Origin of the sequence: Streptomyces sp. B15, from assembly GCF_018070605.1 — a bacterium.
Lineage (GTDB): Bacteria > Actinomycetota > Actinomycetes > Streptomycetales > Streptomycetaceae > Streptomyces > Streptomyces smyrnaeus.
This window is the reverse complement of sequence record NZ_JAGPXJ010000048.1, coordinates 43437-55152: the sequence shown is the minus strand read 5'-3', so window position 1 is coordinate 55152 and position 11716 is coordinate 43437. Positions and strand designations below refer to the sequence as shown.

Annotated in this window: 15 protein-coding genes; 2 read left to right on the top strand and 13 right to left on the bottom strand. The window is 69.5% G+C overall.

Annotated features, from left to right (window positions below):
* Nucleotides 1-465: 465 nt before the first annotated feature.
* Nucleotides 466-714: a helix-turn-helix domain-containing protein gene (locus KBY19_RS36715; RefSeq protein ID WP_210966479.1), complete on the top strand. Its 249-nt coding sequence runs from the start codon at nt 466-468 to the stop codon at nt 712-714.
* A gap of 49 nt (nt 715-763) precedes the next feature.
* Here KBY19_RS36715 and KBY19_RS21490 read toward each other — a convergent pair whose 3' ends face one another.
* The 6 genes from KBY19_RS21490 to KBY19_RS21465 form a co-directional block, all read right to left on the bottom strand.
* A complete protein-coding gene (locus KBY19_RS21490) occupies nt 764-1111 on the bottom strand; it encodes a hypothetical protein (RefSeq protein ID WP_210966478.1) in 348 nt (115 codons plus the stop codon).
* Between the two features lie 272 nt (nt 1112-1383).
* A complete protein-coding gene (locus KBY19_RS21485; RefSeq protein ID WP_210966477.1) occupies nt 1384-1956 on the bottom strand; it encodes a hypothetical protein in 573 nt (190 codons plus the stop codon).
* Nucleotides 1953-2354, bottom strand: a complete 402-nt coding sequence (locus KBY19_RS21480) for a hypothetical protein (RefSeq protein WP_210966476.1) — start codon at nt 2352-2354, stop codon at nt 1953-1955. Before KBY19_RS21480 ends, KBY19_RS21485 begins: the two co-directional genes overlap by 4 nt.
* A complete protein-coding gene (locus tag KBY19_RS21475; RefSeq protein ID WP_210966475.1) occupies nt 2347-2610 on the bottom strand; it encodes a hypothetical protein in 264 nt (87 codons plus the stop codon). Before KBY19_RS21475 ends, KBY19_RS21480 begins: the two co-directional genes overlap by 8 nt.
* A 49-nt stretch (nt 2611-2659) precedes the next feature.
* Nucleotides 2660-2968: a hypothetical protein gene (locus KBY19_RS21470; RefSeq protein WP_247691242.1), complete on the bottom strand. Its 309-nt coding sequence runs from the start codon at nt 2966-2968 to the stop codon at nt 2660-2662.
* A 79-nt stretch (nt 2969-3047) separates the two neighbouring features.
* Nucleotides 3048-3767 (bottom strand): GntR family transcriptional regulator, encoded by a 720-nt coding sequence (locus KBY19_RS21465; protein ID WP_210966474.1) that lies wholly within the window; start codon nt 3765-3767, stop codon nt 3048-3050.
* 77 nt (nt 3768-3844) lie between these two features.
* On the opposite strand from KBY19_RS21465, the gene KBY19_RS21460 reads away from it, so the two are divergent.
* Nucleotides 3845-4657 carry a class I SAM-dependent methyltransferase gene (locus KBY19_RS21460; protein WP_210966473.1) on the top strand — a complete coding sequence of 271 codons (813 nt, stop codon included), beginning with the start codon at nt 3845-3847 and terminating at the stop codon, nt 4655-4657.
* A gap of 721 nt (nt 4658-5378) precedes the next feature.
* On the opposite strand, the gene KBY19_RS21450 is transcribed toward KBY19_RS21460, so the two are convergent.
* The 7 genes from KBY19_RS21450 to KBY19_RS21420 all read right to left on the bottom strand — a co-directional run bounded on the left by KBY19_RS21450 (nt 5379) and on the right by KBY19_RS21420 (nt 11710).
* Nucleotides 5379-5648 (bottom strand): hypothetical protein, encoded by a 270-nt coding sequence (locus KBY19_RS21450; RefSeq protein WP_210966471.1) that lies wholly within the window; start codon nt 5646-5648, stop codon nt 5379-5381.
* Nucleotides 5649-5675: 27 nt separating this feature from the next.
* Nucleotides 5676-5951: a holin gene (locus tag KBY19_RS21445; protein ID WP_210966470.1), complete on the bottom strand. Its 276-nt coding sequence runs from the start codon at nt 5949-5951 to the stop codon at nt 5676-5678.
* Entirely contained in the window at nt 5951-6826 is an 876-nt protein-coding gene (locus KBY19_RS21440) for a glycoside hydrolase family 25 protein (protein WP_210966469.1), read from the bottom strand. The genes KBY19_RS21445 and KBY19_RS21440 overlap by 1 nt, the downstream gene beginning before the upstream one ends.
* 76 nt (nt 6827-6902) lie before the next feature.
* Nucleotides 6903-9020 (bottom strand): right-handed parallel beta-helix repeat-containing protein, encoded by a 2118-nt coding sequence (locus KBY19_RS21435; RefSeq protein WP_210966468.1) that lies wholly within the window; start codon nt 9018-9020, stop codon nt 6903-6905.
* 16 nt (nt 9021-9036) lie between these two features.
* Nucleotides 9037-9651, bottom strand: coding sequence for a hypothetical protein (locus KBY19_RS21430; protein ID WP_210966467.1), 615 nt, complete (start codon nt 9649-9651; stop codon nt 9037-9039).
* Nucleotides 9652-9662: 11 nt separating this feature from the next.
* Complete coding sequence (locus KBY19_RS21425; RefSeq protein WP_210966466.1) at nt 9663-10571, bottom strand: hypothetical protein; 909 nt, start codon at nt 10569-10571, stop codon at nt 9663-9665.
* The gene (locus KBY19_RS21420; RefSeq protein WP_247691252.1) at nt 10568-11710 is read right to left on the bottom strand and encodes a phage tail protein; all 1143 of its coding nucleotides are present in this window, start codon (nt 11708-11710) and stop codon (nt 10568-10570) included. The genes KBY19_RS21425 and KBY19_RS21420 overlap by 4 nt, the downstream gene beginning before the upstream one ends.
* Nucleotides 11711-11716: the final 6 nt, after the last annotated feature.

The window sequence follows — 11716 nt, the reverse complement described above, 5'->3', positions numbered from 1 at the left end:
ACCGACAATCTTGTTTAGAGAGATGGGTTACAGTCAGATACCCACCTTGCACACGCGCAACATGTAGCGCTCTGACCAGAAGGTTTCTAATTCTGCTGCCTCTGCAGCAGGTCATCGAGCAGCCGAAGAACGTCGTGAAGTGAGCTGCGCAGGCGCTCGACTAGGAGCGCCATCTCGGCCGAATCCATCGACGCCAGATCCGCCTCGCGAGCATCAGCGAGGTCTCTTCTCGCCAGTGCCACCCGACTCGCATGATGCTCGTGCCCCCCGCTCATGCTGCCCTCCGCCGCTCTGTCATGTGCATCCGGCATGTCCAACAGTGGAGTACCCCTCGCTGAAGCTTGCAACTACCCGTTGAATGGGATCACTCGTTCGAGCGATTTAAGCCCCTGCCTATTGCATTGATCAAAAACTGTCACACCCGATGGCACAGACACGCGACCATGATCACCTGAGCGTAGGTGGGTGCACCCAGCCGCCGACGACGAGCGTCCCGAATGGCTCACCCAGCAGCGCCTCGATGTCGGCCGGCGCATCCGGGACGCGCGCCGGTGGGCCAACCTCTCTCAGGAAGCGCTGGCCGAGCGGATCGGCGTCGAGCGGCGAACCGTCGTCAGGACGGAACTGGGCATCACCTCGCCGCCGCTCGACCGGATCCTGTGGATCGCGCACGCGCTGGGCGTGTCTCCGTCGTCGCTGCTGCCCGACGAGTAGCCGGAGCCCTGGCCGCCCGCGACGGGGGAGGCACGGACGGCCAGGGCGGTCATCGGGGTGGGTCGGGGCAGCGTTCGCCGTCGCGCGGACACACCAGCGCGCAGCGCACCACGAACTGTCCGCGCGAGTAGTAGCCCGCGTAGGCGTCGGCGCCCCGGGCGATGCAGTCCCGCAGGTACTCCAGCTTCCCCTCCTCGTCGCTCGGCGGGGCCGCGCGCACCTCCTTGTCCAGCCACGCGTGGGTCTCGTCCGGGTCGGTGAAGGTGCCGGCGCGCATCTGCTGCGGTTTGCGGAACCAGTGGCTGATCGTGTTCGGCGGGACTGCGGCCTGGAGGTTGCGGGCCTCGCTGTCCTTGGGCCGCTGGCCCCCGGTGTAGGTGTACGCGTGCCAGTGCACCGCCTGGTCCTTCCTGGTGGAGCGGGGCGCCCACTCGAACAGGGCGCCCCGCGTATCGAGTTGTTACCGGTCGCCGCCGCAGCCTTGGCCGCTGCCGCAGTCGGGTTCCTCAGCGGGCTCGGTAGGCTCGTCGTCCTCGGGGTCCGCGGACAGGATCAGCGCGAGCATCGTGCTCCTCCTTCTGTCGGATTTCTCGGGGACCCGCCTCCGGGACTGTGGCCGTCACGCGTTGGAGTGGACGCCGTGCGTGGCGGCCCGCCCGGGGGCGGGGGTCATGGTCGCCGGTCGTCGCTGCGGCGTCGGTGCTGGCGGGAGATCGCCTCCACGGTTTCGGGGAGGTCTTTCGGGTCGATGGGGAGCCGGGCGCATAGGCTGCAGCGCCACTCCTCCAAGTTGGGCCCTGTACACCGGACATGGCTGATCAAGTGCAGGTCCTGTTCGGCTGGGCAGATCGCGCAGAGATACGGAGCTGCAGGCAGCACACCGGTGCGAGCGGCGGCCAGGAGCCGGATGCACGCCTCCAGCTGGACCTCGGGCGATTCGTGCGCCAGCCAGTGGGGCCGTAGTTGAAATGGCGGGAGGTGCACGCCTGCGGCGAGGGCCAGTCCCCACGCCCATGCCTCCCGTTCGGCGGCGAGGGCCAGGCGGCTGGCGGGGTGGGTGGCCGGGTGGGCGATCTCTGCGCCGCGGGCCTGCCACGCCAGGTGGGCGAGGGCGTCTGTCCTGTCCGTGAGGGGCGCGTTTGTCCAGGCGGCGGGCACGGTCACCTGGTGGCCGTCCCAGTACCGGGCGAGTCCGGTGGCCACGGTCTCCAGCAGTGTGATGCAGGTGTCAGGACCGTTCACGGTGTGTCCTCCGGCTGCGCGATCTCGACGGGCAGGGCGGCGCGGCGGTCCGGGCAGGCGGCGAGGAGCACCAGGGCGGCCTCCAGCTGCGTCTGCCAGTCGGCGTCGAGGGTGGGCGCCACGGTGACGTCCTGCCATGCGTCGCAGTGCCGGGCGTCCCGGCGTAGCTGCTTGGCCAGCCGTTCGGCCTGGTCGGCAGGCGCTGCCAGGACCGCGTTTCGGGAGTGCCGGGCGTGCCAGGCGAGGCGTGCCAGCACGGTGGCGCGGTCCTCGCGCGGCGTGAATTGCCACACAGCGAGGAGGAAAGGGGTCTGTGCGCGGTGGCGCCCGTGCAGGTGCAGTTGCTGGCGCAGGTGGCGGCTCAGCGACTGGACCGGGCTGTCAGGAAGCTCAGGCACGGGGGTTGTCCTTCCGTAAGGCGGCGGCGCAGTTGCTGCAGCGGCTGCTGACGACGCGGACCTGGCCGTCGCGGTCGCTGGTCAGGCTGAGGGGCTTCTTGCAGCGGGGGCAGGTTCCGTACCAGGTGCCTCGGCGGGCTGCGATGGCCGCGGGCTCAGGTGGCATGGTCACGGCCTCCGTCGGCAGGCCGGGCAGCGGCACGGCGGCCAGCTGGTGCTGGCCGCGCAGCGCTTGCTGCCGCGCAGTCGGCGCCACCGGCTCCACGTGCGGCCGCCGTCGCGGGAGATGCGGATTCTCAGAGCGCTCATGGCCGCGGCCCCACGCGGTGGGGGACGGCGGCGTCGTAGGCGGCGCGCTGCGCGGCGCCGGCCTCGCGCAGATTCGTTTTGCGGGTGATCCATTCGGCGCCGTGCGGGTTGACGAGGCGGACCCACTCGTCGTCGATGACCGTCTGCACGCGCCCGACCCACGCGGGCTCGGGCGGCCTCTCCTTCCGCGTGGACTCGTCCGACACGTAGTCACCGCGCCGATACGTTGCCGTGTTCTGCGACCCGGAATGGTGGTCGGCGACGCGCTGAGGCGGCTGAGCCTCTTCGGGCATAGGTGTAGCCATGAGTTCCGGTCCAGTCTGTGAGTCCGGCGTCACTCACAGACTGGACCGGTGGACCGGTCCAGTCAAGGTTGTCGTAGCGCTACGACTCCATCGAGTAGCTGTCCGTCAGCTCCCACAACTCCCCGCCCGTCACTCCCTCCTCGCAAACCAGAGGCCGACCGCCCTGGTCGTAGGCGGTATGGAGGGTGACAGCTACGGCAGCCGGATGCGGCAAGCCCAACTGCTTGCACTCATCCGAGGTAGCCAGACGCGTCGTGTAGATGTCTGTCGCCCGAGCCGGTGCACGGCCAGTCTCACGCGTCACGTACCGCGTCGTGCCCTCGGCGATGGGACCCTCCTGAGCAAGACGCGGGCATGCATCCGCGATATCCGCCGGGAACCAGGCACTGACCAGCGTGTACGGCTCACCCTCATCGAGGAGCACCATGCGGTCACGGCGCAGCGCACACGTCTCGGGTCCCAGGTGCAGCGCGTCTCGGATGCGGTCCGGCGGGACTTCCTTGCAGGGCGTACCCAGACGCTTGAACGGGCGCCCGCCGGAGACACGAGGCCCCACGCCGCGACGCCCAGCAGGCCGGGCGACTGGCGTCTCCACCACGGTGAAGCCCGAGCCCTGTCGTGCGACGACCACGCCGTCGTTACGGAGAACGTCCATGGCCTTGACCACGGTGGCGCGAGACACGCCCCACTGTTCGCACAGGTCACGGCCAGATGGCAGCAGATCTCCGGGACCGAATTCACCCTCGGTGATGCGCGCTCGCAGGTGGTCCGCGATCTGCTCGTACTTCAGCTGAGGCATAGCTGACAGGTTAACCGGTTAGGTTTCTACCCCTTGCGGTCTTACGTGATCGCCAAGCGGGGGACAGAATGCCGAGCATGCCCGCAGAGCTTGCACCCGAGGTCATGAACTTCTACGCCTCCACCGTCGATGAGTCCGTGCGCCTGTCGGCCTCGGCGGACGGCCGTCTGGAGATGCTGCGCACCCAAGAGCTGCTGCGCCGTCACCTGCCACCTGCGCCGGCCAGTGTGCTCGACGTGGGCGGAGGGCCAGGAGCCCATGCCCGGTGGCTGGTCAAGGACGGCTACGCGGTGCACGTCGTCGATCCCGTGCCGCGCCACGTCGATGCCGCGCGGCAAGTGGCCACAACCGCGGAGCTGGGTGACGCTCGCGACCTGCACGAGCCGGACGCGAAGTACGACGCCGTCCTGGTCCTGGGGCCCCTTTACCACCTGCTTGAGCGCAGCGATCGGGATCAGGCGCTCGCCGAGGCGTACCGGGTAGTGCGGCCGGGCGGCCTGATAGCTGCCGCAGGCATCAACCGTTACGCCTCGTTGTTCGAGCACTCGGCCTTCGCGCACCTCTACAAGGACGGCGTCCGCCGCAGCATCGAGAGCATCCTCGCCAGCCGCATTCACGACGGGAAGAAGTCGTTCACCGCGGCCTACTTCCACAGCGGCGCCGAGCTGCGCGACGAGGTCGCCGAGGCCGGGTTCGAGGACGCCGAGGTGTTCGGGATCGAGGGCCCGACCTGGGCCATGCTCAAGGCCACTGAGCAGTACACCAAGGAGTCAGTGATCGGGTCGGGACTGTTCGAGTCGGCGTTGACGGCGGCGAGGATGGCCGAGCCCTATCCGGAGTTGTTGGCCGCCAGTTCTCACCTGCTTGCTGTTGGACGACGGCCTGAGTAACCATGCGAAAGCGCCCCGCCCTCCCGAAGGAGAGCGGGGCTCAGTTACCAGCGCTTACGGTCGAATACTGCGGCGTTCTGCGGTGTCTGCCCACGTGGGCCTGGCTGCGGGGCGTCGTCTCGTCTGCACACCAGCGCATCCGGGTCCCACCGCGGCGCCTGCAGCGAGAAACCGTCCGGACAGGCCGGACCGGGAGGACCCTGCGGGCCGCGCTCACCCGCAGGCCCTCGCTCGCCCTGCGGCCCCTGGGCGCCGTCCTTTCCGTCGGCCCCGTCCTTCCCCGGCTCCCCAGGCGGACCCGTCGCGCCGGGCTCTCCCTGCTTGCCCTCCGGCCCAGCCTTCCCCGTCGGGCCGCGCTGCCCGTCGTCGCCGTCGCTGCCCGCAGCCCCTGGCCGCCCCGGTTTCCCGGCCGGCCCTCGAGGGCCTGGGATCGATACCGGAACCTCCGCCCGGTCCCGGAGGTCTTTGACCGCACGCTTGGGATCCGGCGCCTTCGGCTTCCCGCCCTCAGCCCTGATCTGCGCGCGCAGCACACGCACGTCACCGGCCAAGGTGCTGACAGCTTCCCCGCGGCGATCAGCCTCGGCGGCCAGCTGCTCGGCGCGTTCCGCCTCGTGTGAAATGCGCCCCCAGATCAGCACCACGGCGCCGGCCAGGGCCACCAGGACGCACGCCAGCAGCAGCGGGCGCCAGCGGTGGGCAAGCACTCGCTGGGTGCGGGTCACGACGGATCCCCTCCGTACCGGGTGATGATGCCGCGTAGGCGTGCTATCTCGGCCTGATCCGCAGCGCGTAGTGCGTGGAGCTCGGCGAGCGCCGCCGACCGCTCGGCGAGTTGCCGTTCCAGCCGGTCCCGCTCCTCTTGGAGCTGGTCGGTCAATGTGGTGTAGCCCGTGAGCGCGTTTTCGCCGCGCTTCCCAGCCCATGTCACCAAGGCACCGACTACGGCACCGATGCCGACGAGGAGCGTGCCGAGGGTGGCGGGGTCCACGGGCTACCTCCGGATGTGCAGCGTGACCTACAGGGCGGCAGGGCCGTTCCCTGTGGCCTCCCGCTGCGGGCCGGTACGGGTCACCCTCTCGGTGAGCCCAGGCCCCTCGCCACCGGTACCGGAGGTGGCGACGGCCGTCAGGAGCGCAACGAGGCCGGCCAGGCCGCCGACGGACAGGGCGGCGCCCCAGTCGACGTCGAGCACGCCGAGTCCGTCCGCTCCGACGATGCCGAGTACGGCCTGGGCGAAGGTGCGCACCATCCGCTCGACGGTGGCCTTCCAGAAAGCAGCGGTGGTCAGCATCAGTCCTCCTTGGTGAGCGCGTCGCCGAGCCGGTCGAGGGCGGCCTGCGCGCCGGCCTCGGCCGCGCCCTTGATCTCGGCAGCGGTGAGGCCCCCCTTCTGGCCAAGGGCATCCACGAGCTTGTCGATCGTGGCCTGCTGGGCGCCGAGTTGGGCAAGGACCTGCGCCGAGTTGTCGGCGGCGATCCGCGACCAGCCGTAGCCAGACGCGAGCGCGGTCTTTACGTAGATCTCGCCGTCCTGCAGGCCTTCCTCGTCGGGGAACCGGTTTTTCAGCCAGTCGCCAATGGCGAGTCGGTCATCGAGTTGCACGCCGTCCTCCTTGCTGGAATCGCCCATCGCCCAGGCGCGCATGGCCGCGCGGTCGTCGAACTGGGCGAGGTTCGTGTCGATGGGGTCGCTGGTGTACTGATGGATCAGCCACGGCGCCTGGATCGAGGGTCGGCCTGGTCGGCCGTTGTACTGGGCGATCCACAGCCCGTCGCCCGCGAACGACGAGGTGTCGCGGTTGATCCAGTAGTCGACGTTGCAGTACAGAAGTACGCGGTGCCCGGGGGCCTTGGCCTGCACGTGCCGGATCCAGGCGTCCTTGTCGGCCGAGGAGACCCGTGGGTCTTCCCAGTCGAGGACGAGGATGTCACCCGCCAGAAGGTTGATCTTCGAGAGGAAGTAGTTGGCCTGCGCCGTCATGCTGCCGGGCCGCACGAAGTGGTAGAAACCCGTGACCAGCCCTGCATCGCGGGCCGTTTGCCTCTGCCGTACCCACTTCGGGTTCGTGTACGACGTCCCCTCAGTGATCTTGGTGATGACGAAATCCAGCCCGCGCGTGCTGTACACCGACGGCTGGTACGAGCTGATGTCGATGCCCTTGATCATGGATGGTGTCCTCCCGGGGGCATGAAAAGACCCCGGGCCAGTTGGCGCGGGGCGTGCGAAGCGTTGCGGTGTTCGGCTACGGGGTGCCGGCGTCGTACGGACTCAGGTTCGGCGAGACCGAGCTGTCGCTGATCGGGGTCGCGGCCTGGCCGAGGACGTCGTTCCCGAAGCGGCGCACGCCGGTGACGGTCGATGACAGGTAGATCGCCGTTGTGGCTTCGGTGCCGCTGCCCCACGCCTGGTACGTGTTGCCGGTGAGCGTGAGCCGCGCGAGGTTGCTCGTGATCCGGTAGCCGTTGCCGGTCCCATCGGCGCGGCCGGCGCCCTTGACGTAGTTGTCGGCGACCTTGAGGCGGGCGCCGCCGAACAACCAAACTCCGTGTGTCTGACATAGCGCGAGGTGGTTGTCGGCGACGAGCATGTCCGTGTCGGTGTCGCAGGTGACGAAGCTCGCGCCGCAGTCGTACGCCCGGTTGCCGACGAGGCTGCCGAAGGTGCAGTTCGCAGTCGAGAGCGCGGTGCCACCGATGCTGTGAAACGTGTTGCCCTCCACCACGCTGTGGTCGGCGTAGTACAAGCGCACACCGTGCCTCGTGCCAGCGGTACTCACGATGACGTTCCCGTGGATGCTCAGGTCCGACCAGTGGCCGGTTGCCTCCCCCTCGGCCCTGATCGCGTCGTCGAAGCCGGTCAGGTTCCGGATGACATTCCTCGCGATGACGAAGCCGCTGTTCGGCGCGGACGCGCCGGTGTCGACGCCGGTCTCGTCGGTCCTGTCCGCCGTCTTGCTGCTGTCGAGAGTGCGCAGCCAGATGCCGGCGCCGCACCCAATGATGCGGTTGCCGATGACGGACGAGTCGTCCCAGCAGTACGGCTTGACGCCGTACTGGGCACTTCCCTCCACCGTGTTGCCCTCCACGGTGATGCGCTTGTGCGGGTGCCCGGCCGTGGTGGAGTGCGATCCGACTCCTGCCGGCCATGCCACTGTGCCCGGGGTGTCGGAAGCGCCGACGTAGCAGCCGCGCACGGTCACGTCCTGGCAGACGGTGTGGTCGTACGGGCCGAATCCGCCGAAAACGCTGGCACGGAAAGCGCCGTCGATCTGTACGGCCTCGGAGAAGTCGCGGGTGCCGTCGGGGTCGAGGTAGCCGCGGAAGGCGCAGTTGTCGACGAGGGCGTGCTGGGTGGAGTTGAGTTCGACGCCGTGGTACCCCGCTACATCGCGGATCTCCAGATCCCGGATGGTCACATTGCGGGCGTGGCCGATGCTGATGCACATCGCGCTACTGGGGAAGTCCACCGCGCGCATGTCCCAGGTGCCGCCCTCGATGAGGATGTGGCCGTGCCCGGTGTAGCCGCCGAGCAGCTGGTCGGCGTCGCCGTTGATGAGGAGAGTGCCGCTGGCGCCCCGGAGGAACCGCGCGCCGGGCGCGAGGGTCAGCCGGGTGTTGCCGCGGATCCGCAGCGGCAGCGTGGCCAGCAGGTAGTCGCCTGCAGGCACCATCACCCAGCCGCCGCCCTCGTTGTAGGCGGCCATCAGCGCGTCCTGGATTGCCGGGGCGTCGTCGGTGACGCCGTCGCCGGTCGCCCCTGCCTCGCGGACGTTGTGGAAACCGCCGAGGCCGCCGGACACGACCAGCGCGCCGTCGATGGTCAGTTCCCCCGGGCCGCTGCGGTACAGAGACACATCCGGTGTGGCGTTCCCCGGTCCCCAGGAGTGGCGGCCTTCGGCGTCTCGCCGCCACCGGTCGTATGCGTCCGTGGTCGCGCGCGCCGAGGCCGTGGTGTCGCCTGAGGCTGTGGTCTGCCACTGCGCAGGCCCGGTCATGATGCCGCCCGCGGTGGGCAGTGCGCCTTCGGCAAGGCTGAGTGCGGTGGCGGCTGTTTCGTTCGCTTCTGTCGCCAGTTCGCGGCCGGCCTCGTACCAGCGGACAGGGTTGCTGCCAGCGTCGAGGTACTCGTATTGGATGGCCTTCTGCGCGCACTTGAACGGGCGGATGGCGCCCGGCTGCGGGTCGGATGCGGGGTTGCTGCGCAGCTCGCCGATGGGTGTGATGCCGTCGTCTTCGTACAGGGCGGTGACCTGCTGGCCGGTGTCGGCGACGCGGATGATCACGGGGTAGTCGGGTACGACGTTGCCCTGGTCGTCGGTCAGCACGGCGGCGGGGCTGCCGCCGAAGGTGTAGAGCGCCACGTGGTAATCCCCCTTATCAGTCGATCCAGTACGAGCCGGAGATGTTGACCCAGCTCGTGCCGGATCCGTCCTGCGACCACCAGGTGATCGCCCCGGGATCACCGAGCGAGGAAGCGGTGTTCGCGTCGAGCACCTCAAGCTTGCCGACGCCGATCACCACATCGTCTGCGAGGGAGCTGTTCGCGGCGATGCTGCCGACCTGCTCTTGCGGGATGCAGTCGTCGGGGACTTGACCGATCTTGACGCCGTTGGTGGGGATCACCGCCTCGTCCACTCGTTGGAGACGGCCGCGTAGCCACACCTGGTTACCCACCCGCCGTACCTGCGGGGTGTAGGCGCCGCCCTGGTATCCGGAGGCGGGTTCGATGGGCCGCCAGTCCGGTAGTGGCTCCCAGATCGTGGCCCACGTGTTGCTGAACCCGTCGGTCTTGATCCACAGCGATCCGTCCTGCGCCGTCGCCACCGTGTGCAACGGCGCGTCGTCCAACGTGGCATCGCGCTCGGCTTGGTCTGCGACGTGCTGCACCAGGTGCCGGTCGATCCGCTGTGCCAGTTCAGCGAGGGCGGCCGGTCCTGTGGGTGCGTCGCTGCCGCCGGGTACGGGCAGATCGGCGTAGCCGAATGTAGCCAAGGTGGCCCCCTTCAGGAGAATGTGATCGTCACGGTGCCGCCGGAGAATGCCGCGTAGTCCCGGGATCCGTGTGCGTAGATGGCCAGGCCCCGCCGGGTGCCGGCCGCGAGCTTGTCCCGCCAGGAGGCGGGCAAAGTTGCGGTGCCGGTGCCGCCCGCCGAGAGGCTCAGCAGCTCCTCGGGCCCTTCGTTGAGCGAGAGTTGTCCGGATGGGGCTGAGGTGTAGTCGTGCAGGTAGAGGTGCATCGGGCGGCGCGCGTTGACGCCCGAGCCGCGGCGGCGGGTGTACTGCACGGTCATCCGCGCGACGGTCTTGCCCGCGCACGCATCCGCGATCTTCGTGCCGTAGAACCAGCCGCCGCGGCGGTCCCCCCGCCCTGTCCAGTCGCCTTGCGTGGGGTAGTCCGCGTAGGCATCCGGTCGACCGCCACGCCACACACCCGACGAGGTGGCCGTGATCCGTGATCCCTTGGCAGCTGGCGCGGCCGGAGAGGGAGCCGATGTGGAGGCGACCTGATAGTAGATCTCGACCTGCCCGTCACCGGCTTGCCGCACCCATGGAGTGACTGCCTCCTGCCAGCCGCTGCCGGACGGAGCGGAAGTGCCCCAGGTGACGGCGCGCACGGTCTGCACGTCTTTGACGACGTCCCGCATTTCGGCTGAGTCCTCGACCGGGTCGGGGCCCAGCCGCCACATCACCACCGGCCGCGCCCCGGGGCGGACCGCGACCCAGTCGTCGCGCTTGCGGTTGCGGTAGGAGTCGGCGCACGGCACGTCCAGCAGCAGGCTGCCGCCCATCATCACGTTGACGGTGCCGTTGTCGGTCAGATCGATGACCTGAGCAGAAACGGTGCCGCCCGCCGCGGTGCTGGAAGCCGCGCGGGCGAGGTCTTCGCCCAGTTGCCGGGACGCCTCGGTCACATCAGCCTCCGGGTGGTGGTGCGGGTAGTGCAGGTCATGGAGGCAGCGCCCAGGTCGTAGGGGCAGGAGTCGATGATGTGCCGCTCCCACCGGCCGGGTTGGATCTCGACCTCGACGACGTCGCCGGGCTCCAGCCCCGGGTGACACACCGCCTCGAACGAGAGCGAGGACTGCACGCCGAGGGAGTCGGCGAGCTTCGCCCGGCCGACGGTGTACGCCTGGGCTGTGCTGGTGATCAGCGGCGAGGAGTAGCGCTCGACCCACAGCCGCACTCCCGTCAGACCGAGCCGCTGTGGCGCCAGAGGGTCCTCGATCGGGTCCGGGCCCGCATACGTCAGCGAGTTGGGGTCGTCGTCCCATACGAACACCGGGCCGACGGCCTCGGAGCCGTCCCCGCCGTCCCCAGAGATCGCCCACACATTGGCCAGACCCTCCGCGGTCTGTTCCTCGCTCGGGGTGCCGACCACGGCCACGCCGTGCGGGATCCGCCACACCACCGGGTCCGTGAGGGTTGGCACCGGCGCCATCGTGATGACACCGCGTGCGTCTGCATAGACCTCACCGCCGATCGCCGCGGCGATGCCGGTGGAGGTCCCGGAGTTGTCGGTCCCTGAGCTGAGGGCCTGCCACCGGTCCTCGTCCACCGTGAACGCTGGCACGAGCGTGCCCGGGTCGACACCGTCCTGCCAGGAGACTGGCGCGTTGGGCAACGCCTCGGCGACCAGCTGGGGGACGAGGGCCCCGGCCGTATCCGGCCCGATCTGCCGGGCCTTGGGGAAGGCGGCCGTGCGGATGGCATCCTCACGCCCCAGCAGTTCGCACTGGGCGCCGCGGCGGGTGCGCCGCACTCGGTCGACGACATACACGCCGGCCGGGATCCACACTGGGTCCATGCGCGCTCCGGCCAGGCCCTGCCACAGTCTGATCTGTGTGGAGACCGTGTTGATGCCGTCCCGGCCGATCGGGACATCGACCAGCTCGGCACTGGCCGAGTAGCGGCACTCGGCCGTGCGGTCCGGCGTCACCTTTCCGCTGCCTACCCGTGCTGGGGTCCAGGAGGCGCCGCCGTCGTTGGACCACTCGGCCCGCGCCGGCCGCCGGGCCGGGCCGTAGATGGCGCGCTGCGCCGCCTCTGACATGCGCAG